Here is a 24352-nt window from a genome sequence, read left to right as displayed (position 1 = left end):
CAATGGGCTCGGTCAGGCTCGCGCCGGCTGCCGCGTCTTGGCGCGGAACGGCACGTCGGCTCCCGGCCGCAGCACCACGTAGGCGCGGCGCCAGGACGAATCGTCCGTCAATTTCCAGCTGTGCCCCGAACCCGCGGTGTCTTCCGCCAGCAGGACGTTGCCGGGATGAATGAGGAAGTGGTGGCCGTCACGCGTCTGGAAATCGAGCGTGCCGCTGAGCGTGATCACGAGCTGCCGCACCGGCGCGGTGTGCCAGGAGAAGGCGCCGCCCGACTCGGTCTCCTGGAAGGAGACGCTGACGGCATCGATCTTGCCGGTGAGAAAGTCGCCGCGCTGGCCGGCCTCCAGCTCGATGACACCTTCCTCGAAATGCGAGTTGTTGTCCTGTCCGGTCCACAGACGTACACAACGGATCATCGTTCTCTCCTTTCAGCCGGCCTTGTTTCAAAGGGCCTTGGCGCCGATTGCGAGCGGCACCTTGATCTCGGCGACATAGGGTCTGACCATCTTGGCGGGATCAACGATGCGGTCGAATTCCGGCTCGGTGACGAAGCCGAGCTTCAACGCCGCCGATTTCAGCGTGAGATCGTTATCCATCGCGTAATGCGCGATCCGCGATGCCTTGTCGTAGCCGATCACCGGTGCCAGCGCGGTCACCAGCATCAACGATCGCTCGACATATTCCTGGATCTTCTTGTGGTTCGGCTCGGTGCCTTCGACCAGGAAGGTGCGGAAGTTCGTGCAGCCATCCGCGAGGATCGTGATGGACTGTGCGATGTTGTGAATGATCAGCGGCTTGTAGACATTCATCTCGAGATAGCCGCCCGCGCCGCCGAAGCCGACGGCGACGTCGTTCGCCATCACCTGTACGGCGATCATCGTCAGCGCCTCCGCCTGCGTGGGATTGACCTTGCCCGGCATGATCGACGAGCCGGGCTCGTTCTCGGGGATCAGCAATTCGGCAAAGCCCGCGCGCGGACCGCAGGACATCAGGCGGATGTCGTTCGCGATCTTGTAGAGAGAGCCGGCAAGCGTGCGCAGCGTGCCGGACAGGTGCACCAGCGCATCGTGCGCGCCCTGCACGGCGAACTTGTTGGGCGCGCTGACGAAAGGCAGGCCGGTCAACCGCGTGATCTCGGCCGCGACGGCCTCCGCGAAACCCGGCGCCGCATTGATCCCGGTACCGACGGCCGTGCCGCCGAGCGCCAGACGGAAGACGCCCTTGAGCGCATCGTCGATCCGCGTCAGGTCGTCGGCGAGCATGCCGGCGTAGCCGGACCACTCCTGCCCGAGCGTCAGCGGGGTGGCATCCTGCATGTGGGTGCGGCCGATCTTGACGATGCCGTCCCACTGGCTCGACTTTGCCGCGATCGCGTCATGCAGGGCCTCGACGGCAGGAACGAGGCGTTCCGTCACGTTCAGCGCGGCCGCGATATACATGGCCGAGGGGAAGCTGTCGTTCGACGATTGCGACATGTTGACGTGATCGTTCGGATGAACCGGCAGCTTGCTGCCGAGCGCGGTGCCTGCAAGCTCGCAGCACCGGTTCGAGATCACCTCGTTCACGTTCATGTTGAACTGCGTTCCGCTGCCGGTCATCCAGACGTGAAGGGGGAACATGTCGTGATGCTGACCCGCGAGAATCTCGTCGCAGACATGGACGATCAGCTTGTGGATCTTGCCGTCGAGACGACCGCCCGCATAATTGGCGTTCGCGGCGGCCTTTTTCAGGATCGCATAGGACTGGATCATCTCGCGCGGCATGAGGTCCTTGCCGATGCTGAAATGTTCGAGCGAACGTTGCGTCTGCGCGCCCCAGAGCTTGTCCGCGGGAACGGACACTTCACCCAGGCTGTCTGTCTCTTTGCGAAGGTCGTTCATCCTTGCCTCTTGTGACGTTGAAGTCGGAAAGCCATCCCTGCACTTGCTGGAGATGATACGTCGCGCACGGCGCGCCCACTTCCACGAACGAACGTCCCTTTGCCGAATGGCATGGTGCGACGGTGCACGGCCTGGGAGAACCGCTCAGCGCGACTCTCGGCCGACCCGGTTCCGCCAGCACACCAGGAGCGCCCACGCCGACAAGGCGATCGGCACCGCAAGACTGCCCGCGCCCAGCCGCGTCGTCGCATAGCCGCCGGCCGCCGCGCCGAACAGGAACATCAGGCAGAGCACCAGCATCGCCCCGCCCCCACGCGAGGCGTCGCGATCGGATATCGATACGAACTCATCGATGGCGCGCAGCATGTTGCCGGTCACGGTGACGGAGAGATAGCTCCAGCGCTCGACGCGCCTGAAGCTGGCCGACTGCAGTGCGATACCAAAGGAGATTCCGAAGATGGCGATCGGATCAGGGATCCGATGCAGCAACAGCATCGCTGCCGCGAGGCAGACGATATGCGCAATGAGACAACGCAGCGGCGCCTGGATGCGGATCGCCACCCAGGCTCCGAGAAGAAAGCCTGCGATCGGCAGCAGATGGTGCGCCGCTTGCTGCCATTGCCCGGACAGGGCGTCGATGCCGAGGAAGACGACATTGCCGGTCTGCGAGCTCGCGAACACACCACCGAGCGAGAGCCAGGTGAAGGCATCGAGAAAGCCGCCCGAAAAGGTTAGCTGAGCCGCAACGAGGAGCGATCGTTCCGGACCATAAGCGGCGGCGCGCAGCTCGGCCGCCGGCTCCGGAGATGCGACCTGCATCGCCATGCTGGCCGGCTCAGGTCAGCTCCGCGCGCGCGACGCAGCCTCGTCAGGCAGCAGAACGCGTCGCGGGTGCGTGAATACGCCGTATCCGTCATCGCGGGCAATCGCCACAAGCGTGATGCCGGCCTCCTTCGCGGTCTGGATGGCGAGCGCGGTCGGAGCGGATACGGCCACCACGACCGGCGCGCCCATCATCGCCGCCTTCTGCACCATCTCGACCGAGATGCGGCTCGTCAGGAGCACGGCGCCTTCGCTGGCCGAACCGCCGTCGCGGAGGATCGCACCGGCGAGCTTGTCGAGAGCATTGTGCCGGCCGACGTCCTCCCTGACCGGACCGATGCCGGTGCGAGGGGTCCAGAACGCCGCCGCATGAACGGATCGCGTGTGCTGATTCAATGTCTGGAGCGGAGACAGCGCCTGCATCGCGTTCAGCAGGTCCGTTGCGTGAAAGACGATGCTACGATCTTTCACCCGCGAGGGCGCGCGGCGCGCCTGTTCAAGGCTTTCGATGCCGCACAGCCCACACCCGACCGGACCGCTGATGGCGCGGCGGCGGGCGGCAAGGGAGGCCGCGCGGTCGCCGTCGAGCCACATCCGCACCTCGACGCCGAGCTCGTTCGGGATCAGATCGATGCTCCCGATCTCGCTTCTTCGTCCGACGATGGCTTCGGTGAGGCTGAAGCCGATACCGAAATCCTCGAGATCAGCGGGCGTTCCCATCATCACCGCATGGGTCGAGCCGTTATAGGTGAGCGCGATGGCCGTCTCCTCGGCAATCAGCCGCGAGGTCGACCGCGTCTGACCGCCGCGCCAGGCAATCTCCGAGTGCCGCGTGAAAGTCGAACCCATCATCATCATGGCTCACAGCCCAGCGCTTACGAATTCGGGCCGCTCCGCCCGGTCTCGTACAGGAACCAGATCCGCCGCTCCGTCTCGTCGATCCAGTTCTCCAGCAGGCTTGCGGTGGCGACATCGCCATACTCGTCGCAGAGCTCGTGGACCCGGCGCATTTCCCGTGTCAGCTGCTGATTGTCGCTGCGCAGCTCGGCCAGCATGTCCTGCGGATCGACATAATCCGCGTCGTTGTCGCGAATGCGCTGCTCGCGGGCGATGTGGCCGATCGAGCGCAGCGTGGTGCCGCCGATCTTGCGCGCGCGCTCGGCGATGTCGTCGGTCATGGCGAAGATCTGTTCGCCCTGCTCGTCGAGCAGGAGATGGTAGTCGCGGAAGTGACTGCCCGATACATGCCAATGGAAGTTCTTCGTCTTCAGGTACAGCGCGAAAACGTCGGCCAGCAATGCTCGGAGCGCGGCCGGAATGTCCCGGTTCGCATTGGCTCCCAGATCGGTCGGGCTTTGCAGGTCTGCTTTGGTCATGGTCGGCATCCTTGTTGGAGGGTCGGAAATTTCTAGCCGGACGGCAGGCAACCGGTCTTTTCGTCTCGAAGGATCGTTCCCGGATTGCACGCCGACCGGCACGGTGGCTCATTCGGTGGGCTTCATCCGCTCCCGCTGCGGCAGGGGCGAGATCGTCGCGAACACGCCATCGCGGCGGACCAAGGCGTGGAACAGGGCTGCCGCCAGATGCAGCAGCACGACGGCGAAGAATGCGAGGCCCAGATAGACATGGGCGTTCCAGAGCAGCGTATGCACGCGGTCGCTCTGCGGCAGCAACGCCGGAATTTCAATCCCGCCAAACAGGACGACCGGATAGGCTGCGGCCCAGAGCATGCCGAGACCAAGCAACGGCATGACGATCATGAGGCCATAGAGCAGCAGATGCGACAGTCGCGCTCCCAGCTTGATCGCCGGCGGAAGGTCGACCGGCAATGGCGGCGCGCCCAAATGAAGCCGCAGTGCCAGCCTGACCAGGACGAGCACGAGGAGCGCAACGCCGAGCGTCTTGTGGATCAGGATGAGCGGCAGGTATTCCGGCATCACGGTGGACACCATGCCGACACCGATGAAGAGCATGGCGATGATGCACAGCGCCATCAGCCAATGCAGCAGCCGCTGGACCGGGGCGAAGCGATGCGGGACACTGGTCATGGCTTGGCAACCTCGGTTCTCGGATAGTCGCTGGCTTCGGCCGCGCGCAGGTCGTAGGATTTGCGGTAGACTGAGGAGCGTGCCGCCGGGAAGGGATCGTCCGATACCCGGATTCCCTGCGGCAACACGGTCGGATCGAAATTGATGTCGCGGCAGGGCCCATCCCGCTCGGGTTCGATGCGCTGCACGACCAGCGTTCCGACCTGCACCTTGCGCCGGTTCTCCGGCCAGGCTCTGCTGGGATCAGCGATCGGGTCGCCCGGATCGGCCACAGTGGTGACCATGGTCCATCGTTGCGGCGCGGACTGCACCCGATCCGTGATTTCCCGCTCGAGAAAATCCGGGCCGCGCTTCTTCAGCTCCGCCTGCGCGATGGAAGTCGGCTCCGCGGTGGGCACCAGCGACCACCGTACGGCACGCTGTTCGCCCTTCGCGTTCGTGAAGACGAAACTGTTGAGACTGTTATACGGCTCTTCTGCGTAGCTCCCGGTCCAGGGCGCGGCCTTGGACCAGGCCGCGAACGCGGCGAACTCCGGATTTGCCGCAATGAACGTCTTCATCGCCTCCGGATCCTTCTTGCCGGCCGCGACCAGCAGGTCGTGAAACGCCTCGGGCGTCGACACCGCAAAGATTGGCGGGTTGATCATCGCCATTCGCCACTCCTCGCCGTCCGCCGCCGATATCTGCAGCCCCATGCCGCGCACGCGCACGGTCGCGTCCACCGCGTTCGGATCGGCCGTGCCGAGATTGAAACGACCCAGGACGGGATAGCTGCCCTGCACGAACACCTTGGCGCGGGACAGCTCGACACCGTTTCCGTTCGCTTCGAACATGCCGGTGAAGCAGATCCCCTTGGCATGATTCCGCCGGTGTCCGAGCGGCGGGCCGCTCGGAGGCGTCAACGCTGCAATCATGCGATCCGGCGTGAGACGCCCCGGCGTCAGCCACCCCGCCGTGTATGCGAAGGCGGCAGCGCTGCCGCCAAGGACGGCGGCAATCAAAATGAGCCATCCAAGGCTCGAACGCTCCAATCTACCCGGCTGATTCATCAAGTCCCCTCGCAACGCGTCGGCCGCCTGGCGCTCGAACGCGCGCAGCCCTCCGCTCAATGACACCGGGCGAACTTAGCGGACCGCCGCTCTACCGATCTTCCCAAACGCACCGTCAATTTCGCGAAGGCACGGCCGATCCTCTGAAGTGAAAGACGCACACCCGTCGCGGACATCGCCTTCCAACGTCGGGTCGTCATGGTCGGGATCCCATAGAGGTTCTTGACGGGGCCGATCCGACACCTGCAGATGACACCTGTGCATCATCGCTGGAGGATGCTGGCATGCCGGATGCATCGCGTGAGGCAAGCCGGGTGGCCGCAACGGAGAATCTTATGGTTGAGAACGCTCATTCGACAGTTCGGTCGCTCGATCCCCGCGGCAGGTGGTCCGAGCTGTCACAGGCGGAACGTAGCGCAGCCTATGACAACAACGCGGCCGTCAAGAACAGCCCGGCCCTGATCGCCGAACGCAACGAGGCCTCGGCGCGGATGCGGAGCACGCTGAAGTCCCATCTCGACCTGCCCTATGGCGAGCGGGCCAACAACAAGATCGACCTCTACCCGGCAGCGAAGCTTGATGCGCCCTGCCTGGTGTTCCTGCACGGCGGCTATTGGCAGCGCAATTCGCGCGAGCTGTTTGCCATGCTGGTCGAAGGCGTCGCCGCGCATGGCTGGTCGGTTGCGATCCCCGGCTATTCGCTGGCGCCCGAGGTGTCGCTGACCGACATCGTCGCCGAGATCCCGCACGCGCTCGACTGGCTCGCCGCGCATGGCGCGTCCTACGGCGTCGCCGGGCCGGTCGTGCTGTCGGGCTGGTCCGCCGGTGCCCACCTCGTTGCGATGGCGCTCGGTCATCCGCGCGTCCATGCCGGGCTGGCGATATCGGGCGTCTATGATCTCGCGCCGATCCGCGATACCGGGCTCAACACCGCGCTGAAGCTGACGGATGCGGAAATCGCCGCGCTTTCGCCGCTACGCCTGCCGGTGACGCCAAAGCGCCTCGACATCGCCTATGGCGGCAGCGAGCTGCCGGCGCTCGTCTGCGATTCAATCGACTTCCATGAGAAGCGCGCGGCGGCGGGAGCGCCGGGCAAGCTCATCCCGGTCGAAGGCGCCGACCATTTCACCATTCTCGAGGCGCTGCGCCGGCCGGACGGCATTCTCGTGGACGCCGTTCGGCGACTGCTGGATTAAAACTGCGAAAACAACCCCATGCACAGTAGAGACGCCGTTGTTTTCAAAGGCATTTTTTTGAAGACTGATCGACACCGCCACTGCTTTGACTCGTCGGGCAAAACAGGAGCATAGTGCCATCATCGCCCCGGCTGCCGCTCCTGCATCTCAATCCAGATTTGCTCGCCCGTGATCCGCACCGGATAAAGCCGTAGCGGCTGACTCGGCCATCCTGCGGTGATTGCTCCATCGCGCAAATCGAATGATGCCGCATGGCGGGGGCAACGGAGCCGCCCCGCCGCCACCTGCCCCAAGGCCAAATCCGCCTGTTCGTGCGGGCACGCACGTGCGCACGCAACAACATCGCCCTCGTTCCAGATCACGAGCAGGTCGCGCCCGGAGACGCGGACGATCGTCTCCGCCTTCAGCCGGTCGAGATCGCAGACCGGCCCCCACCCGGCCTCGTCACCCACCGAGATAGGCCTTGCGCACATGCTCGTTCTCGATCAGCTCGGTACCGGCGCCCGACAGCACGATGCGGCCGTTCTCGAGCAGATAGGCATGGTCGCACATCTCAAGCGCAGCGAAGGCGTTCTGCTCCACCAGCAGCACCGTGGTGCCGGCATCGCGGATGCCGCGGATGATCGCAAAGGTGCGCTCGACGATGTTGGGGGCGAGCCCGAGCGAGGGCTCGTCGAACATGACCAGCCGCGGCCGCGACATCAGCGCGCGCCCGATCGCGAGCATCTGCTGCTCGCCGCCGGACAACGTGCCCGCCGCCTGCCGGCGGCGCTCGGCGAGCCGCGGAAATTCCGCGTAGATGCGGTCGCGATCGGCCGCGATCTCACGAGAACCACGACGGAGGTAAGCCCCCATGTCGAGATTCTCCTCGACGCTCATGTGCGGAAACACGCGCCGTCCTTCCGGACAATGCGCGATGCCGCTGGCCAGCACGCGAGGAGGCCTCGCCCCGGTGATGTCGATGCCCTCGAACTTCATCTGCCCGGAGCGCGGCGGGACCAGGCCGGAAATCGCTCGCAGCGTCGTGCTCTTGCCGGCGCCATTGGCGCCGATCAGGGCGACCAACTGTCCGGCCTTCACGTCGAGCGAGATGCCGCGTAGCGCGGTGACACCGCCATAGCCGCACACCATGTCGCGAATCTCAAGCACGTCCCGCTCCATGTCCGAGATAGGCCTCGATCACGGCGGGATCGTTGCGGATCACGTCCGGCGTTCCCTCGGCGATGATGCGGCCGTAATTGAGCACCACGATGCGGTCCGAGACCGTCATCACCATCGGCATGTCATGCTCGACCAGGAGGATGGTGATGCCACGATCACGGATGCTGCGGATCAGCTCGACGAAGCGGTGCGTCTCCGAGGCGTTCATGCCGGAGACGGGCTCGTCGAGCAGCAGCATCGATGGTTCTGCCGCGAGCGCCAGCGCGACACCGACGAGACGCTGCTCGCCGTAGGACAGTGAGCCGGCCGCATCGTGCGCGCGGCGTTCGAGACCGACCCATTCGAGCAGCTCGCTCGCGCGCTGCCGCAGCTTGCGCTCCGAGGCGCGCGCACCCGGCAGACCGAGGATCGCATCGAGCAGCCGGACCCGACCCTGGCGATGCAGGCCGATCAGGAGATTGTCGTAGACGGTGTCATTCGGGAATACGCTGGTGCGCTGGAAGGTGCGGATCAGACCGAGATCGGCGATCTCGTGCGGCTTCAACCCGGCGAGCGCAGTGTTGCGATAGGTCACGCGGCCTGCGCTGGGCGTCAGGAAGCCGGTCATGACGTTGAAGGCCGTGGTCTTGCCGGCACCGTTCGGCCCGATCAGGCTGACGATCTCGCCCTCGCCGACCGTAAAGCTCATGTCGGAGATCGCGACCAGCCCGCCGAAGCGGACGGCGACCTGATCGATGGTCATGGCAATGTTGCGCGCCGTCATCACGCCGGCTCCTTGGCAGCGGTCTCGGCCAAAGTGACGGACGCCAGCGCCGTCGCTCTGCTCCGTCGCCGGCCAAATCTCTGCGCAAGCGACGGCACGATGCCGCGCGGGAGCACGAACAGGATCGCGATCAGCACGCCGCCGTAAGCGATCCATTGTGCTTCCGGCGCCATCACCGGCCGCAGCGCGACCGGCAGCAGCCCAAAGATCAGGCCGCCGACGACGGGCCCGGCCAGCGAGCCCTTGCCGCCGCTGATGACCATGATCACCATGGTGACGGTGTTGATGAAGGCGAACACTTCGGGGTCGATGATCCGGATGTAGTGCGCATAGAGGCTGCCGGCAGCGCCCGCGATCGCAGCCGAGATCACGGCCGCAATCGTCAGCGTCCTGGTCACGTCGATGCCGACGGAGACGGCGAGCGTCTCGTTCTCCATCAGCCCGCGCATCGCGCGGCCAAAATGCGAATGAACCAGGCGCGCGATCAGGAGGTAGGCGATGAGCGCCACCACCAGCACAAGATAGTAGTTCTGCATCTTGGTGCGCAGCGTCAGCTCACTGAGGCCGGGCAATGGCAGCGCGATGGAGGGAATGTTGGTCAGCGCCAGCGGCCCCTGCGTCAGCTCGACCCAGTTCAGCGCGACCAGCCGCACCACCTCGGCAAAGGAGATCGTCACAATGACGAAATAGGCGCCGCGGACCCGGAACGAGAGCAGCCCGACGAAATAGCCACACAACCCGGCAATGACGATCGCCAGCACGAAGCCTGCGATCGGCGGCCACGGCGTATGAACCAGCCGCAGGCCTCCGGGCAGGCCGATGTCGAAGCCGAGCGATGTCAGCGCGCTGACATAGGCGCCGATGCCGAAGAAGGCGATATGGCCGAGGCTGAGCTGGCCGGTGAAGCCGAGCAGCAGATTGAGGCTCATCGCACCGATGACGAAGATCCCGGTGGTGATCAGCGCGTTGAGCAGATAGGGATCGCGCAGCCAGAGCGGCACCGAGGCCAGCGCTGCGACGGCGATAATGGTGATGATCGCCTTCATCCGACGCGCTCCGCGCGGGCGAACAGGCCGGTCGGCCGGAAGATCAGGACGGCGATGATGATGAGAAAGCCCATGGCGTCGCGGTAGCCCGAGGAGACGTAACCGGCGCCGAGCTCTTCTGCCAGCGCCAGGATGAAGCCGCCGACCACCGCGCCGGTGATGTTGCCGAGACCGCCGAGGATGACGATGGCGAAGGCCTTCACCGCGGCGAGATCGCCCATCTGCGGGAAGATCACGTAGACCGGCCCGAGCAGCGCGCCGGCCGCGGCGGCCAGGCTGGAGCCGATCGCGAAGGTCGAGGTGTAGATCATGTCGACATTGACGCCCATGAGCGAAGCCGTGTCGTGGTCCTGGAACGTCGCCCGCATCGCGCGGCCGAGGCTGGTCCTGTTGATCAGCAGATACGTCACCAGGATCAACATGGCCGCGGCGGCGAGCACGAACAGGCGCAGCCAGGAGACGGACACAGGCCCGAGCACCAGCGGCGCTTCGGGGAATGGCGTCGTCACTGATTTGGCGACCCCGCCCCAGATCCACAGTGCGCCCGACTGCATCGCGATCCAGGCGCCGATCATCACCAGCATGGTGGTGTCGATGTCGGAGCCGCGCAGCGGACGCAGCAACGTCAGCTCGATGGCTGCTCCCAGCAGCCATCCGGCCAGCACGGCCACGGGCAGCGCGAGAAAGAAGTTCAACCCGAGCTGCTGTACCACGATGAACATGATGTAGGCGCCGAACGTGTAGAGCACGCCATGCGTGAAGTTCACGACGTTCATGATGCCGAAGATCAGGGTCAGCCCGATGCCCAGCAGCGCATAGGTGCCGCCGAGCACGAGCATGTTGATCAGATGCTGGAGGAATTCGCTCAAGGTTGTTCCCGGATTTTCTGGATGCCGGCGAGGACCGCGATGTGCCGCCCTCGCCCGGGATTGATCGATGCTAGAGCGTCTTCATCTCGACCTTGCCGCCGTTGATCTCGATGAGATAGACGTTCGGCTGGCTCTGCCCGCTCTCCTTGCCCTCGGGGCCGGACTTGCGGAATACGATGTCGCCGTTCAGTCCCTTGATGTTGATGTTCCAGAGCGCGGCCTTGATCGCGGCGGGCTCGGCCTTGCCGGCCTTCTCGATCGCCGCAGCCGCGGTGCGGATGCCGTCATAACCGCGAAAACTCTCGGTGCAGCCGGCGAACTCGAAGCCGCGCTTCTTCCATTCCGTGATGAAGTAGTTGGTGGCTTCCGGGTTCGGCGTCTTGTCCGGGAACCAGGGCAGGAACGTCGTCAGATGCATGGTGCCGTTGGCGGCAGCGCCCGCCTGGGCGATGATCTGGTCCGGGTTCTGCGAGCCGCCGGTGGTGATGATGCGCTTCTTCAGGCCCAGCGCAGCCGCCTGCTTGAAGATCAGCGTGAGCTGGTCGACTGCGGTGGTGACGATGACCGTCTCGGAATCCGAGCTCTTGATCTTGGAGAGCTGCGCGCTCATGTCCTGCGCGCCCTGGTCCATGGTCTCGACCAGGCCGATGCTGATGCCCTTGTCCTTCATCATCTTGCTGAAATCCTCGGCGGTGCCGCGGCCCCAATCGTTGTTGATGACGAGGAAATCGACCTTCTTCAGCGCGAGCTTGTCGACGATGCCCTTGAACGCCGCGGCTTCGACCGCCGATGGCGGCGAGATGCGGAAGATGAAGGGATTGCCCGTCGTCGTGATCTTGCCGGAGGACGAGGTCTCCACCACCATCGGCGTCTCGTATTCCATCAGCTTCGGCATCACCGCGAGCGTCAGGCTCGAGCCCCAGGCGCCCATCAGCACCGGCACCTTGTCGCTGGTGATGAGCTTTTCGGCGACGGCGGCAGCTTCCGTCGGGTTGCTCTTGTTGTCCTCGATGACAAGCTCGATCTTCTTGCCGAGGATACCGCCCTTGGCGTTGATCTCGTCGGCGGCGATCTTGGCGCCGTTGACGACGTAGGTGCCGGAGGCCGCGAACGCGCCGGTGAGCGGCTCGTTGACGCCGATCTTGATGGTCTGCGCCCCCGCGGCGCTGCCGAACAAGGCCGTCGCCAGCGCGAGTGTCCGAACCAGTCCGAGTGCTCGTGTCATGTTGTTTCTCCAAATTCCACGCTGTTGATGTCTAGGCAGTCCAGGCTTCGTCACTTCGTGGTGTGCGAACACACCGATGCGTCACTCCGGCTCGCTCCTGCGGCCAAGCAGGCGCGCGAGACGCGCGCGCAAAACGTCTGATGCGATCGACCAGAAGCTGAGCTCCGCCGCGGCCGTCAGCCCCGACGGCGCGCCGGACATGTGGCGGTCGAGGTTTGCGGCGAACTCCGCAACCAGGCGTTTTGCAAGGTCTCGCACCAGACCGGGCCGGCCGACCTGGGCCAGCATTCCCGTGAGCGTGTAGCCGATCGACAGTTCGACCGCGGTCGCCGCGCCGCCTTCAAGCGGCAGCAGGCGATAACGGATCTCGCCCTGCGTCGCCGAATGGCTGCGCTGGTCGGTGCCGATGCCGACGATGCGCCCCGAGAGTGTCGCGGGATCGCGCTCGACGCGCGCGGCACCCTCGAAGGCCGCGGCGATCGGCCCGAGCCTGACGCGGATCGAACCTTCCACCCGCTCCGGCCTTGGCGGCGACATCAGCGAGACACCGGGAAGGCAGGCCGCGATGCCTGCGATGTCGTCGAACATCGCGAACACCTTTGTCGGCGGGTGCGGCAGCGTAAAACGCTGGTCGAGAACGGTCGCCGGCGTGAAGTCGGGGATGCTGCCCGGCGTGGTGCTCTCTGATGCCGGAGCCAGCACTTGTTGCGCAGGCCGCGGCTCGCTGCGACCTGCTGTGGCTCGCCCCGACCCAACGGGGCCGAGGCTGGTCCGGCCGCCATCGGCCAGCGGCGCGATGCTGCGCGCGCGCCTTGCCTCGATCACGGACTGCACCGCGCGCACGATGCCGACATAGCCGGTGCAGCGGCAGAGATTGCCGCTGAGGCCGACGCGGATGCGGCGCTCGTCGGCGTCGGGCAGGCGCAGCACCAGGTCGCGCGCCGAGACCAGCATGCCCGGCGTACAATAGCCGCACTGAAGCGCATGTTCCCGGGTGAAGGCGGCGCGCAGCTCGGTGGTGATCTCGTCCTCGTCGAGGCCTTCGATCGTGGTGACGTCGGCGCCCTCGCAGGCCGCCGCATAGGTGATGCAGGAGCGTGCCGGAACGCCGTCGAGCAGCACGGTGCAGGCGCCGCAGACGCCATGCTCGCAGCCGAGATGCGTGCCGGTGAGATCGAGCTTGTCGCGCACGAAATCGGCAAGACTGGTGCGCGGCTCGGCGGGCAGCTCCACCGTGCGGCGATTGACCTGAAGCGCGATCGTGGTCATGCCGCAGCCTCCAGGACGGCGCGCTTCAGCACGCTGACATGGATGTGGCGCTGCGCGGCGTCGTCGATGCCGGCCTTTGCCAGGAGAGCATCGGCAACGCGGGGCTCGAAACGCTGCTTGTAGTCGGCGGCGATGCGCCCGCCGAACAGCTCCGCGGCATTCGTGACGACGACCGGCGCCGTGTCGATGGCACCGATCACGACGCGCGCCGAAGCGGCGGCGGGATCGATCAGCACCGCGCCGATGGCATGGGCGAACTCGCCGGTCTTGCGGCAGCTCTTGGCGTAACCCCAATGCGCCGACGCCGATCTCGCCGGCACACGGACCGCCTCGACGATCTCGCCGGCATGCAGTGCGGATTCAAGAGCGCCGACAACGAAGGCCTCGACTGCTAAAGTGCGGGCACCGGCTAGGCTGCGCAGCGTCACGCGCGCGCCCAGGGCCGCGAGCGACGAAATCCAGTCCGCGGCGGGATCGGCGTGGCTGAGCGAGCCGCCGATGGTGCCGCGGTTGCGCACCGCGCGGTACGCAATATTGGCTGCGACGTCGCGCATGGCACCGCGCGTCACGTCGGCGGTGCGGCCGTCCTCGATGTCGGCATGAGTGACCAGGGCGCCGAGCACCAGCTCGCCACCGGAAATCTCGGCGCGCTTGAGCTCGGCAAGGCCGGAGATGTCGATGATCAGCTCCGGCTGCACCAGCCGCAGATTGAGCATGGGACCGAGCGACTGGCCGCCGGCAATGATCTTTGTGGACCCGCTGCTTGCGGCCAGCATCGACAGCGCGGCATCGAGATCGCGCGGGCGCTCGTAAGCGAAGGGAGCCGGTTTCATGCCGCGCTCCTTTCCGCCGCGCGGGCGGCCAGGACGGCCGCGACGATCCGATGCGGCGTGATCGGCGACTGCATCAGCTCGACACCGAGCGGGCGCAGCGCGTCATTGACGGCGTTGGCGATCGCGGCGGGCGGCGCGATCGCCCCGCCCTCGCCGATGCCCTTCACGCCGAACTGCGTGTAAGGCGACGGCGTCTCCATGTGATCGAGGCGTGCGGCCGGAACCTCGGTCGGCCCGGGCAGCAGGTAATCCGCGAGCGTCGTCGCCAGCGGCTGGCTGGAGGCGTCGAACGGCATTTCCTCGTAGAGCGCGGTGCCGATGCCCTGCGCGAGGCCGCCATAGATCTGGCCGTCGACCACGAGCGGATTGACCAGAACGCCGCCATCCTCGACGATGACGTAGTCGAGGATCTCGACCTCGCCGAGATCAGGATCGACCGCGACCACGGCCGCATGCGCGGCGTAGCTGAAGGTGCCGCTGTCGCGCACGGGCTTGTAGCCTTGCGTGACCTCCAGCCCGCCGGGATCGACATCGGCCGGCAGGTCCTGCGGACGGCGATACCAGGTGTGGGCGATCGCCTTCAGGCTGACGCTGCCATTGACGCCGCGCACCTCGCCGTTCTGCAACACCACCGACGCCGGATCGTGCTGCAGCAGCTTGGCGCCGATGCGCCGGGCACGTTCGCCGAGTTCGCGGCAGGCGGTCGCCACCGCACCGCCCGCCATCACCATCGAGCGCGAGCCCCAGGTGCCGGTCGAATAGGGCGTCATCGCGGTGTCGCCGAGGATGATGCGGATCTTCGCGACGTCGACACCGAGGATCTCGTGGGCGACCTGGGCGAGCGTCGTCTCCATGCCCTGCCCGTGCGAGTGCACGCCGACGCGCAGCTCGAGGCCGCCATCCGGCGTCAGGCGCGCCGAGGCCTGCTCGTGGCCCGGCACCATCGGAATGCCCCAGCCGGAATAGACCGACGTGCCGTGCGCGGCCTGCTCGCAATAGATGGAGACGCCGACGCCGATGCGGCGGCCGTCAGCCTCACCTTTGCGCTGGCGTCCGCGAATGGAATCGATATCGATCTGTGCCAGCGCGCGGCGCATCGCCTCCGGATAGTCGCCGCTGTCGAAATGCTTCTTGGTGATGTTGTCGAACGGCATCTGCTCGGGGCGCACCAGATTGCGCAGCCGCACCTCGCCGGGCTCGAGGCCGGCCTCGGCCGCCACGAGGTCGAGCATCAATTCCAGCGCAAAGCAGACGCCGGTGCGCGCGACGCCGCGATAGGGCAGGATCGGGCATTTGTTGGTGGCGACCGAGAAGGTGCGGCAGCGATAGGCCGGCATCTTGTAGGGCCCCGGCAGGATGCTCGCGACCTGTGCGGCCTCTAAGCAGGCGGAGAACGGATAGGACGAGTAGGCGCCCGAATCCACGGTCGCTTCGCAATCGATGCCGCGCAACGTGCCGTCGCTGTCAGCATAGACCGTGATCTTGTAGTGGTGCTCGCGGCAATTGGAGCTGGCGACGAGATGCTCGCGGCGATCCTCGATCCAGCGCACCGGATGACCGCGCTGCATCGTCAGCCAGGACAGGCAGACCTCTTCGGGCAGCAGAATGCCCTTGTGGCCGAAACCGCCGCCGACGTCGGGCGAGATCACGCGGATCTGGCCCTCCTCCATGCCGAGGCACTCGGCAAGGCCGCTGCGCGTGATGTGCGGCATCTGCGCTGCGGAATGCAGCGTGAGCTGATCGAGCCTCTTGTCGAAGGTCGCGACCACACCGCGGCCTTCCAGCGGCGACATGCACTGCCGCGCGGTCGAGATCTCGCGCGTAACCTTGATCGGCGCATCGAGCGCGGCTGATATGTCGACCTCGTAATTGGTCTCCAGGAAGACGTTGTCGCCCCAATGCTCGTGCACCAGCGCCGAGCCGGGCTCGCGGGCCTTCAGCATGTCATAGATTGCGGGCAGCTCCTCCAGATCGAGCGTCACGGAGGCCGCGATGTCCTCCGCCTCGGCGCGCGTCGGCGCAAGGCACATCGCGACAAGCTCGCCGACCTGGCGCACCTTGCCGGTGGCCAGCACCGGTTGCTCGGAAATCTTGAAGCCCGGAAGTCCCGAGATCGCGCGGATCGGCTTGATGCCGACGAGATCGGCTGCCGTAAACACGCTGCCGCGATGGCGCTCAGGCACATGGATGCCGCGGATGCGTGCATGCGCCAGCGGGCTGCGCACAAAGGCAACATCCTGAAGGCCGGCGAGCCTGACGTCGCCGACGTATAGGCCGCGGCCGCGCATCAGGCGGTCGTCCTCTTTCCGCGGCAGCCGTGCGCCCACGCCCTGCCCGGATTTGCCAGAAGGAAACTCTCGCTCGTTGCGCAACTCCGCGCCCTCCTTCACCGCCCGGCCTTATGCCGCGACAGCTTGCGGCAGGATCGGCGCGACCGCGTCGTAGCGCGTGCCGGCGCGCAGGCAGAAGGCCGGCTGCAGCAGGCGCTCGGCGATCACCTCGTTCTTCTCATTGTCCTTGAGGACGAAGCGACCGTTCTGCTCGGAGAGCACGGAGACGTCGGCGTCCATGCCGATCTTGAGCGCGCCGATTTCCTCGCTGCGGCCGAGCATCTTGGCGGGATTGGAGGTGACCATCGGCACCACCTGCTCCAGCGTGAGGCCCAGCGCCATCATCGAGCTCATCGCCTGGACCAGGCTGAACTTGGCCTGTCCGGCGAAGGGATGGTTCTCGTCGTCCTCATGCTGGTCGGGCGTTCCGGCCGGCGCAGGCACGTGCGTGTTGTAGCCGTGAATGTCGGCGCCGAGCGTGGTCGGAATGATGCCGGCGGCGATCGCTTTCTTCGCGAGCCGGTAGGAGAAGTGGCTGCCGTGGCCGACGTCGACCTTGAGGCCGCGGCCGAGCGCGGCCTGAATCACCGGATGCACTTCGCCCTCACGATTGACGAAACCGCCGGGATGACGCGTGAAGGGATGGGCGAGAATGTCGCCCTCGCGCAAGAGCGGGATCACGCGCGTGAGAATGGTGTCCGCATCCTCGCCGTTGGCACCGCTCTCGGGCAGGCCCCAGAGCTGGCCGAAATGCACATAGACGGGCAGATCGGCGCGCTTGCCGATCTCGGCCGCCATCTCGATGACGCGAATGCCCCAGCGCGCGAAGCCGCCGATCTCGGCGTGAGCCTTGATGCCGCGCACGATGTCGGGATTGGCCGTCGCCGCCTTGACGGTCGCGTCGATGTCAACGCCGTCGGGGCTGTAGAGCTGCGGATAGAAGTGTCCCTCGAGGCCGCCGACAAGATAGGCGGACAGGAAGGCGTAAACGCGCGAGGCCGCTTGCTCCGCGATGAAATGACGGAAGCCCGGCAGCGTCATGCAGGACGGGCCGCCCTGGTCGATCAGCGTCGTCACGCCCGACTGCACGCCGACCATGTCGGGGTTCATGCCGAAGCGGCCGGAGACATATTGATAGACATGGGCGTGGGTATCGATCAGCCCGGGCAGCACCAGCTTGCCACTGACCTCGACCACCTCCTTCGCGCTGGTCGGCAGAATGTCGGACGCGACCGCCGCAATCTTGCCGTTGCGGACAGCGACGTCCTTGAGGCCATCGACGCCGGAGGCCGGACAGATCACACGACCGCCTCGCAGCAGAAGGTCGAAGCTGGCAGTGACGGACATGGCGCTCTCCTCTCCTTGCACGGGCGACAGCTTCGCCCGAATTACGAAGCATGCTTCGTATTTCGACATTACGAAGCATGCTTCGCATTTTGACATTACGAAGTATGCTTCGCATTTTGACAAAAGCAAGCTTCGTGCCATGATCCTGCTGTGGCAGGCGCACTCGAATCGAGCTAAGCGCGGCAGGGTTTTGGCTTGGGAGAGTGTGCATTGCGGCAGGCGAAGACACGTCGCGGCGGGGGCAGGCACCGCCCCTGGCCATTGTCGGAACGGCCCGGCTACCTGATCCGCCGGCTGCACCAGATTCACGTCGCGCTGTTTCAGGAAGCCTGCGGCGAATTCGAGGTCACGCCGCTGCAATACAGCCTGCTCTCGGCGCTGGCGGTGCGCGAAACCGCCGATCAGACCACTTTGGCGGCCGATATCGCGCTCGATCGCACCACGACGACGGGCGCCCTGAAGCGGCTCGCCGCCCGAAATCTGGTCGAGCGCGCCGTGAACAAGGACGATCGCCGCGCGCGATTGTGCCGCCTGACACCCGCCGGCGCCGCGCTGCTGGTCAAGATCGAGGGCGCGGCACGGCGGGCGCATCGCGCAACGCTCGGCGAATTGAGCCAGCGGGAACAGGCGCTTTTCATCGAGATGATGCAGCGCATCGTGGCCGGCAACCCCAGCCGCGACAGCGCCGCTGCCCTATTCGACTAGGCGCGCCTGCTGCGCTTTTGAGTTGGACTGCTCAATTTATCATCGTACCGCTGCCCGCGCGTGCAACGTCCGTCGCGTCTCGCCGGCAAGTCGGGCGCGCCGCGGCGAGCCGGCGCGCGAGATCGGTCAGCGCTTGAAAACGCAGTAGCAATCCGGCGCGACGCGCGCGACCGCTGGCTTCGATGCCCGCCTGCTCGACTCTCCGGAATTCAATGGCACGATTTATGCTGCGATGATGCGCAGCGTGCTTCGTATTGGGGGATGTCATGACGGATACCGAACTTCGCGCTGATATTCACAGCATCGAGCCCATTCCCGATGCGGACCGGGATTCCACCGGGCCACAGCAGATGTGGATCTGGGCCGGCGCCAACATCGCGCCGGTCAACTGGGCGCTCGGCGCGCTCGGCATCATCCTCAAGCTCGGCCTGATGGAGACGATCGCGGTCATCGTGCTCGGCAACATCGTCGGCTGCGCGATCTTCGCGACTTTCACGGTGATGGGGCACAAGACCGGCGTCAACCAGATGGTGCTGAGCCGGTCTGCCTTCGGCGTCCGCGGCGCCTATCTGCCCAGCATCCTGATGTTCCTGATGACGCTGGGCTGGATCGGCGTGAACACCTATTTCCCGGTGAAGGTCTCGATGGGCATTCTCGGCCAGTTCGGCGTGCCCGACACCTGGCTGATCGAGATGGTCGTCATCACGCTGGTGATGGCGGTGCAGGTGCTGATCGGCATCTACGGCTTCTACGCGATCCGCACCTTCGAGAAATACACGGTGCCGCCGACCATCGCCATCATGGTGCTGATGAGCGTGCTGGCCTGGACGCGGCCCGGCGTCGTCAACTGGAGCCTGACCACCTCGCTGCCGCCCGGCGCGCATCTTGCGATGCTGACGCTGCTGATGACGGCGATCGGCGTCGGCTGGGGCATTTCCTGGGTCACCTGGGCCTCCGACTATTCGCGCTTCGTGCCGCGCTCTACGCCGTCGAAATCCGTGTTCTGGTACAGCTATGTCGGCATGTTCGTGCCGACGGTGTGGCTCGGCATCTTAGGTGCGACCATCGCCTCGACGACGCTGGATACCGATCCTGCCAAGATGGTGAGTGCGGTTTTCGGCGGCCCGGTCAGCATCCTGGTCCTGTTGATGGTGCTGCACGGCCCGATCGCCACCAACATCCTCAATGTCTATTCGGCGACGCTGGCGGCGCTGAGCGCGGGGCTGAAATTCTCGCGCTTCTGGCTCACCGTCATCGTCGGCGTCGCCGGCTATCTGGTCACCCTCTACTTCATCTTCGCGCCATCCTTTGCCAAGGCGTTCGACAATTGGATGATCAGCCTCTTGCTGTGGATGAGCCCGTGGGCCGGCGTGGTGCTCGCCGACTTCTTCATCAAGCGCAAGGGCAAGATCGAGGTGGCCGAGCTCTACCGCTCGCCGGAGACCAGCGCCTATGGCGACATCAACTGGGCCGGCATGATCGCGTTCTTCGCCGGCCTCGTCGCCGGTTGGCTGGTCGAGGACGGCCTGGTCGGCGCGCTGCAGGGACCGATCTCGATCAACCTGCTGGGCGGCGCCGATCTGAGCTGGCTGTTCGGGATCGGCGTTTCGGGCCTCGTCTATCTCGGGCTCGGCAAGTTCGCGACCTCGCCCTCGCCGGTCGTCGCGAGCAGTGCCGGCCGGTAGCGGCAGGACACAGACCTCGGCCTGCGATCAGCCCTTCCGGCCAAGCCTGGCGACTATGTCGCCGGGCCCCAAGTGCTTCGGCGCCAGCCGGGTGCAGCCGCCATAGGCCTTCGACCTCGACCAGCGGCGGCATGTCCCATTGCGGAAGCACCCTCTCCCCAACCCTCTCCCGCAAGCGGGAGAGGGAGAGCACCTGCGTCGTTGCAGCAATCAAACCTCATTTCATCGCGCCTTAGATCATCCGCCGCTCATGTCAGCGATCGCCTCAAATGGCGAGCACGCGCGCCGCGAGCGTTTGGAACACCGCGTCACGCGCCGCGTTTAATGTCGGAATTGGAGATTAGAGATGAAATATCGATTGCTCACTGCCACCGCCGCTCTCGCGATCATGGCCGGCTTCGCCTCCTCGAGCGCAGCGGTCGCGCAAGATCGCTATTGCCTCCAGGGCCGGATCTGGGGCTATCCGGGCAACTGCCAGTTCGCCAGCTACGGTCAGTGCATGGCGAGCGCATCGGGAACGGACGCTTATTGCGGCATCAATCCCCGCCACGCCTATGCACGCCGGTACAGGGGATACCGGTGATCAGCCCCCGCTCCACACCGGCAAAGGGCGCCCGTCTTGACTGACCATGCAGCCGAGCCGAGCGGCGCGACGCCAGCAGAGCGCCCTCTCACCGCCATCGCGTTCTCCGGCGGTCTCGGCCTCGGCGCGTATCATGCCGGTGTGTTTGAAGCGCTCACCTCTCTCTTGTTGCCGACCGACTGGGTGACCGGGTCATCGGCGGGGGCCATCACCGCCGCACTGATCGCAGGGAGCCCGAGCGCCGATCGGCTGCGCAATCTGCGCAGCTACTGGCATGCGTCAAGCCGTCCAGCCAACGTGCCGAACGCGAGCCGCCATACGTTCGCCTGGCTGAGCTCGATCAACACGCGCGTGCTGGGTCACTCGGGCTTCTTCCATCCCCGCCTGCCGATTCCGGCATCTCACTTCGGCGGCCTCTACGATCTCGGCCCGACCCGCGAACGCCTTCAACAGTTGATCGATTTCGGGCGTCTGAACGGCGGCGATCCGCGCGTCACGATCTGCGCCACGGACGTCGAAAGCGGCGATGCCGTGCTGTTCGACTCCTCGTCGGAGCGGATCGAAATCGACCACATCCTGGCCAGCTGCGGATTCCTCCCTGAATTCGCTCCGGTGCAGGTCGCCGGCCGCTGGCTCGGCGATGGCGGGTTCTCGCTGAACGCGCCATTCGACCCGATCCTCGAAACTGCGGGCCCGCTCCGCCTCTATGTCATCGATCTCTTTCCGCGCGACGGCAAGGTCCCTGATGGGCTCGAGGCCGCGGCCGAGCGCAAGAGCGACCTGACCTTCGGCAACCAGACCTTCCAGCGCCTTGGTTACGCCCTGGAGGCCCGTCAGCTCCGCGCCGAGCTTCAGGACCTTGATTACGACGACGAGGTCTATCTGCTGAGCTACCGGCCGGGCCGCGAGGAAGCAGGCCCCGAAAAATCCTTCGATCTGTCGGAGGAGGCCATGGCGCAACGCTGGCGGGCCGGCTTTCTGGACATGCAATATGCCGCAAGCCTGACCCCGGTCCCGAACGAGATCTGCAGCGTGCGACGGCCTTAGTGATGTCTCTCAACGGGTAGGGAGCGAGCCGCCCTCCATGTTTCGCCGGCGCCGACGAGGGTGCGCGACCTGACCAAACCTAAAACGTCCCGGCCACAGTAACCCGGAACGTCAGCGGCTCCACCGGATGCAGCACGTAGTCCATCACGCCGTTCTGGCAGACTGCCGCTGGCGCGGCGCCTGATGTGCAGAGATTGTAGAGCGTGTCGGTCTTGAGCAGCGAGCCATAAGCATAGGTGATCTGGTTCGCCTTGGTGTTGAAGAGGTTGAGCACGTCGAGCTGAAGGCGCCAGCCGTTGTCGATGCGATAGCCGAGGCGGCCGTTGAAGATGCTGGTCGCAGAGGAGCGGAACGCATTGTCCTCGGTCAGGGGGCTCGAGGCCAGATAGCGCCAGCGCAAGGTTCCGAACCAGCCGGTCTTCTCGCCCAGCGTGACGCCGGCTGATGCCACCATCGCCGGGGCGTTCGGAATGTAGTTGCCGGGCGCGTTGCCGATCTGCGCCTCGGGATAGCCGGCGAGCGAGGCATAGACCTCCGCCTGCTCGCTGTCATAGCCGCGAAAGCGCGCATGCGTCATTGCGAGATCCGCGTCGATGTCGAGCCAGGACCACGGCCGGTAATGATTGGTCCACTCGAAGCCGTAGCGGCGGCTGGCGCGGGTTGCCGAGGTATCGCCGGCATCGCCCGAGAACAGGATCTCGGAATCCTGATCCAGGATGAAGAGGCTGAGCGAGGTGTCGAGGCCGGGAACGATCCTGCTGCGAACGCCGACCTCCGCACCTCTAGTGCGCACCAGGAGCGGCGACGGCGTGAGCCTTGTCGCGGGATCGGCGGGGTCTTCCGTCGTGGTCGCGCCGCGGGCATCGTTTGAGTGCATGCCGTAGCCGGCACCGAGGAAGAATTCGGTCTGGTTGAACGGACCAAGCACCATCCGGAATTTCGGACTGCCGAGCGCGGCATCGGCGCGGCCGGAATTGGCGGCGTTGAACAGAGAAGTGACGTCAGCGGCGTAATAATCGCCGCGCCAGCCCACAATCGTGCTGAGCCAGTCGGTCCAGCGCACCGTGTTTTCGGCATAAACCCCGACGCTGCCCTCGCCGACCTTGTCGCTGCGGATATTGGCGCGGAAGCCGCGCTGGAAGGTGTTGGTGAGCGCGAGGTCGATCGCATCATAGCGCGATTGCAGACCGAAGGTGGTCTGCATCGGAAGGCCGGCAAACGAGCCGTTCAGCGTGCGCGAGACGTTGGCGCCCGCCATCAGGCGGTCGTCGTGCTGGTGGAACTGGTCGCCGAGCACGGGATCGTCGAGAAAGTAAGTGAAGTTGTTGAAGAGGTCGAGCTGGCTCTTCACCACATAGGCGTTGGCTTTCCACGCCCCCACATCGTCGGTCTGCGCGATGCGGCCGGAGAGCGCGAAACGGTTGGCGTTGCCACCGTCGCTCGGGTCTTCCGAACCGTACCGGTCGAGCAGACCGCTGGTGATGGCGCGCTGCGGCACCTGGTCGGTCGAACTCCATTTGTTGACGTAGGCCATGCCGGTGACGGACGCGCCGTCGGTCGCAGTGCCCTGGCTGTAGCGCACGAGGCCGTTGAGCTTTCGCACATTGTCCGGACTCTCCCACGGGCCGTTGTAGGTACCGACTTCGCCGGCCACCAGCAGCGAACCGTCACCGAGCTTGGCCGAATCCATGCCGAGCAGGCGGCGGTAGCCGAAGCTGCCGGCGCTCACCTGCGCGACTCTCCCGGTGCGGTCGATCAGGCCGATATGAACGCTTCCGACCGAGGCGAAATCGCCTTCGTCGGCGAAGTAAGGTCCCTTGCGCACGTCCATTGCGGCGACAGTTTCCGGGATCAGCCAGTTGAGATCAGCATAGCCCTGGCCGTGCGCGTGGGTGCGCATGTTGACGGGGACGCCGTCGACCATGATCGCCAGATCCGTGCCGTGGTCGAGATTATAGCCGCGCAAGAAATACTGGTTGGCTTTGCCCTCGCCGGAATGTTGCGTCACGATCAGACCCGGCACGGCTTCGAGCACCTCACCCGGCCGCGAGATCGGGCGCGCGTCGATCTCGTCGCGGGAGACGGTGATCTCGCTGGCCATGCTCGCCTCGCCCTTTGCACCCGAGCCGGCACTGCGTGCATCCGGCGCCTGCGTCGTTGCCGGATACACGAAGATGCGGCGACCGGCCGGGGGCGGTCTGCCGGTGCGGCGCGATGCGACCAGCGTCTTGCGCCCTGGCGCCTCGCCGCCACTGACCTCGACCGGCGGCAGTTCGCGTGAGGCGCTATTGCTCTGCGCGACGGCGCTGCCGTCATCCGCGAGCAGCATCAAGGCCGAGAGTGCCGTCAGCGCGCCGCCGCGACGGCCGGGCTCAGGCCGCCTCGGTCGCATCGGCGCATTCCAGTATCACCATCGTTGCGGGCTCGACCGTCCGCACACTCCGCCTCGCAACTCGCTCCATCCGCCCCGCGCCCCTCAGTATGAGGTTTATC

23 protein-coding genes are annotated in these 24352 nt (G+C 65.7%); 5 read left to right on the top strand and 18 right to left on the bottom strand.

The genetic code is table 11. The features are described 5' to 3' along the window. Positions 1-12: 12 nt before the first annotated feature. The 7 genes from JQ566_RS04095 to JQ566_RS04065 form a co-directional block, all read right to left on the bottom strand. Positions 13-417, bottom strand: a complete 405-nt coding sequence (locus JQ566_RS04095) for a cupin domain-containing protein (RefSeq protein ID WP_212370322.1) — start codon at positions 415-417, stop codon at positions 13-15. A 27-nt stretch (positions 418-444) separates the two neighbouring features. Further along, a complete protein-coding gene (gene fumC, locus JQ566_RS04090) occupies positions 445-1881 on the bottom strand; it encodes a class II fumarate hydratase (RefSeq protein ID WP_212370320.1) in 1437 nt (478 codons plus the stop codon). 144 nt (positions 1882-2025) lie between these two features. Beyond that, a complete protein-coding gene (locus JQ566_RS04085; RefSeq protein WP_212370317.1) occupies positions 2026-2706 on the bottom strand; it encodes a YoaK family protein in 681 nt (226 codons plus the stop codon). Between the two features lie 15 nt (positions 2707-2721). Further along, positions 2722-3558, bottom strand: a complete 837-nt coding sequence (gene fdhD, locus JQ566_RS04080) for a formate dehydrogenase accessory sulfurtransferase FdhD (protein ID WP_212371492.1) — start codon at positions 3556-3558, stop codon at positions 2722-2724. A 20-nt stretch (positions 3559-3578) separates the two neighbouring features. Further along, positions 3579-4079: a Dps family protein gene (locus JQ566_RS04075; RefSeq protein WP_212370315.1), complete on the bottom strand. Its 501-nt coding sequence runs from the start codon at positions 4077-4079 to the stop codon at positions 3579-3581. A 108-nt stretch (positions 4080-4187) separates the two neighbouring features. After that, positions 4188-4751 carry a cytochrome b gene (locus JQ566_RS04070; protein WP_212370313.1) on the bottom strand — a complete coding sequence of 188 codons (564 nt, stop codon included), beginning with the start codon at positions 4749-4751 and terminating at the stop codon, positions 4188-4190. Continuing rightward, positions 4748-5800 carry a catalase family peroxidase gene (locus JQ566_RS04065; protein ID WP_212371489.1) on the bottom strand — a complete coding sequence of 351 codons (1053 nt, stop codon included), beginning with the start codon at positions 5798-5800 and terminating at the stop codon, positions 4748-4750. Before JQ566_RS04065 ends, JQ566_RS04070 begins: the two co-directional genes overlap by 4 nt. Positions 5801-6135: 335 nt before the next feature. Between JQ566_RS04065 and JQ566_RS04060 the strand changes: the two genes are divergently transcribed. Next, complete coding sequence (locus JQ566_RS04060; RefSeq protein ID WP_212370312.1) at positions 6136-6996, top strand: alpha/beta hydrolase; 861 nt, start codon at positions 6136-6138, stop codon at positions 6994-6996. A gap of 119 nt (positions 6997-7115) precedes the next feature. On the opposite strand, the gene JQ566_RS04055 is transcribed toward JQ566_RS04060, so the two are convergent. The 10 genes from JQ566_RS04055 to JQ566_RS04010 form a co-directional block, all read right to left on the bottom strand. After that, positions 7116-7448 (bottom strand): Rieske (2Fe-2S) protein, encoded by a 333-nt coding sequence (locus JQ566_RS04055; RefSeq protein WP_434057804.1) that lies wholly within the window; start codon positions 7446-7448, stop codon positions 7116-7118. After that, positions 7441-8145 (bottom strand): ABC transporter ATP-binding protein, encoded by a 705-nt coding sequence (locus JQ566_RS04050; protein WP_212370301.1) that lies wholly within the window; start codon positions 8143-8145, stop codon positions 7441-7443. The genes JQ566_RS04055 and JQ566_RS04050 overlap by 8 nt, the downstream gene beginning before the upstream one ends. Next, a complete protein-coding gene (locus JQ566_RS04045; RefSeq protein WP_212370300.1) occupies positions 8138-8920 on the bottom strand; it encodes an ABC transporter ATP-binding protein in 783 nt (260 codons plus the stop codon). The genes JQ566_RS04050 and JQ566_RS04045 overlap by 8 nt, the downstream gene beginning before the upstream one ends. Continuing rightward, positions 8920-9966 carry a branched-chain amino acid ABC transporter permease gene (locus JQ566_RS04040; protein WP_212370298.1) on the bottom strand — a complete coding sequence of 349 codons (1047 nt, stop codon included), beginning with the start codon at positions 9964-9966 and terminating at the stop codon, positions 8920-8922. Before JQ566_RS04040 ends, JQ566_RS04045 begins: the two co-directional genes overlap by 1 nt. After that, complete coding sequence (locus JQ566_RS04035) at positions 9963-10835, bottom strand: branched-chain amino acid ABC transporter permease (protein ID WP_212370296.1); 873 nt, start codon at positions 10833-10835, stop codon at positions 9963-9965. Before JQ566_RS04035 ends, JQ566_RS04040 begins: the two co-directional genes overlap by 4 nt. A 70-nt stretch (positions 10836-10905) precedes the next feature. Further along, the gene (locus JQ566_RS04030) at positions 10906-12060 is read right to left on the bottom strand and encodes an ABC transporter substrate-binding protein (RefSeq protein WP_212370294.1); all 1155 of its coding nucleotides are present in this window, start codon (positions 12058-12060) and stop codon (positions 10906-10908) included. An 81-nt stretch (positions 12061-12141) separates the two neighbouring features. Then, positions 12142-13329, bottom strand: a complete 1188-nt coding sequence (locus tag JQ566_RS04025; RefSeq protein ID WP_212370292.1) for a xanthine dehydrogenase family Fe-S subunit — start codon at positions 13327-13329, stop codon at positions 12142-12144. Then, positions 13326-14162 (bottom strand): FAD binding domain-containing protein, encoded by an 837-nt coding sequence (locus JQ566_RS04020; protein WP_212370284.1) that lies wholly within the window; start codon positions 14160-14162, stop codon positions 13326-13328. Before JQ566_RS04020 ends, JQ566_RS04025 begins: the two co-directional genes overlap by 4 nt. Beyond that, a complete protein-coding gene (locus JQ566_RS04015) occupies positions 14159-16552 on the bottom strand; it encodes a xanthine dehydrogenase family protein molybdopterin-binding subunit (RefSeq protein WP_212370282.1) in 2394 nt (797 codons plus the stop codon). Before JQ566_RS04015 ends, JQ566_RS04020 begins: the two co-directional genes overlap by 4 nt. Before the next feature lie 9 nt (positions 16553-16561). Further along, positions 16562-17839, bottom strand: coding sequence for an amidohydrolase/deacetylase family metallohydrolase (locus tag JQ566_RS04010; protein ID WP_212370279.1), 1278 nt, complete (start codon positions 17837-17839; stop codon positions 16562-16564). A 210-nt stretch (positions 17840-18049) separates the two neighbouring features. Here JQ566_RS04010 and JQ566_RS04005 point away from each other — a divergent pair, with 210 nt between their 5' ends. The 4 genes from JQ566_RS04005 (at position 18050) to JQ566_RS03990 (ending at position 21859) form a co-directional block, all read left to right on the top strand. Then, entirely contained in the window at positions 18050-18544 is a 495-nt protein-coding gene (locus JQ566_RS04005) for a MarR family winged helix-turn-helix transcriptional regulator (protein WP_249139179.1), read from the top strand. Between the two features lie 266 nt (positions 18545-18810). Next, positions 18811-20229, top strand: coding sequence for a cytosine permease (locus tag JQ566_RS04000; protein WP_212370276.1), 1419 nt, complete (start codon positions 18811-18813; stop codon positions 20227-20229). A gap of 346 nt (positions 20230-20575) precedes the next feature. Next, entirely contained in the window at positions 20576-20812 is a 237-nt protein-coding gene (locus tag JQ566_RS03995; RefSeq protein WP_212370274.1) for a DUF3551 domain-containing protein, read from the top strand. 36 nt (positions 20813-20848) lie between these two features. Next, positions 20849-21859, top strand: coding sequence for a patatin-like phospholipase family protein (locus JQ566_RS03990; RefSeq protein ID WP_212370272.1), 1011 nt, complete (start codon positions 20849-20851; stop codon positions 21857-21859). Between the two features lie 79 nt (positions 21860-21938). On the opposite strand, the gene JQ566_RS03985 is transcribed toward JQ566_RS03990, so the two are convergent. Next, positions 21939-24251, bottom strand: coding sequence for a TonB-dependent receptor (locus tag JQ566_RS03985; RefSeq protein WP_212370270.1), 2313 nt, complete (start codon positions 24249-24251; stop codon positions 21939-21941). Between the last annotated feature and the right edge of the window lie 101 nt (positions 24252-24352).

The sequence above is a fragment of the Bradyrhizobium sp. SZCCT0231 genome (genome assembly GCF_018130245.1).
Taxonomy (GTDB): Bacteria; Pseudomonadota; Alphaproteobacteria; order Rhizobiales; family Xanthobacteraceae; genus Bradyrhizobium; species Bradyrhizobium japonicum_F.
The sequence above is the reverse complement of the archived record's forward strand: the minus strand, read 5'-3'. Positions and strand labels throughout refer to the sequence as shown.

Bases quoted from the DNA above. Each gene is read 5' to 3' on its own strand.
- JQ566_RS04030 (WP_212370294.1), bottom strand. From the start codon at position 12,060: ATGACACGAGCACTCGGACTGGTTCGGACACTCGCGCTGGCGACGGCC.
- JQ566_RS04095 (WP_212370322.1), bottom strand. From the start codon at position 417: ATGATCCGTTGTGTACGTCTGTGGACCGGACAGGACAACAACTCGCAT.
- JQ566_RS04025 (WP_212370292.1), bottom strand. From the start codon at position 13,329: ATGACCACGATCGCGCTTCAGGTCAATCGCCGCACGGTGGAGCTGCCC.
- fdhD (WP_212371492.1), bottom strand. From the start codon at position 3,558: ATGATGATGGGTTCGACTTTCACGCGGCACTCGGAGATTGCCTGGCGC.
- JQ566_RS04000 (WP_212370276.1), top strand. From the start codon at position 18,811: ATGACGGATACCGAACTTCGCGCTGATATTCACAGCATCGAGCCCATT.
- fumC (WP_212370320.1), bottom strand. From the start codon at position 1,881: ATGAACGACCTTCGCAAAGAGACAGACAGCCTGGGTGAAGTGTCCGTT.
- JQ566_RS04045 (WP_212370300.1), bottom strand. From the start codon at position 8,920: ATGACGGCGCGCAACATTGCCATGACCATCGATCAGGTCGCCGTCCGC.
- JQ566_RS04065 (WP_212371489.1), bottom strand. From the start codon at position 5,800: ATGAATCAGCCGGGTAGATTGGAGCGTTCGAGCCTTGGATGGCTCATT.
- JQ566_RS04060 (WP_212370312.1), top strand. From the start codon at position 6,136: ATGGTTGAGAACGCTCATTCGACAGTTCGGTCGCTCGATCCCCGCGGC.
- JQ566_RS03995 (WP_212370274.1), top strand. From the start codon at position 20,576: ATGAAATATCGATTGCTCACTGCCACCGCCGCTCTCGCGATCATGGCC.
- JQ566_RS04075 (WP_212370315.1), bottom strand. From the start codon at position 4,079: ATGACCAAAGCAGACCTGCAAAGCCCGACCGATCTGGGAGCCAATGCG.
- JQ566_RS04070 (WP_212370313.1), bottom strand. From the start codon at position 4,751: ATGACCAGTGTCCCGCATCGCTTCGCCCCGGTCCAGCGGCTGCTGCAT.
- JQ566_RS03985 (WP_212370270.1), bottom strand. From the start codon at position 24,251: ATGCGACCGAGGCGGCCTGAGCCCGGCCGTCGCGGCGGCGCGCTGACG.
- JQ566_RS04020 (WP_212370284.1), bottom strand. From the start codon at position 14,162: ATGAAACCGGCTCCCTTCGCTTACGAGCGCCCGCGCGATCTCGATGCC.
- JQ566_RS04010 (WP_212370279.1), bottom strand. From the start codon at position 17,839: ATGTCCGTCACTGCCAGCTTCGACCTTCTGCTGCGAGGCGGTCGTGTG.
- JQ566_RS04085 (WP_212370317.1), bottom strand. From the start codon at position 2,706: ATGGCGATGCAGGTCGCATCTCCGGAGCCGGCGGCCGAGCTGCGCGCC.
- JQ566_RS04040 (WP_212370298.1), bottom strand. From the start codon at position 9,966: ATGAAGGCGATCATCACCATTATCGCCGTCGCAGCGCTGGCCTCGGTG.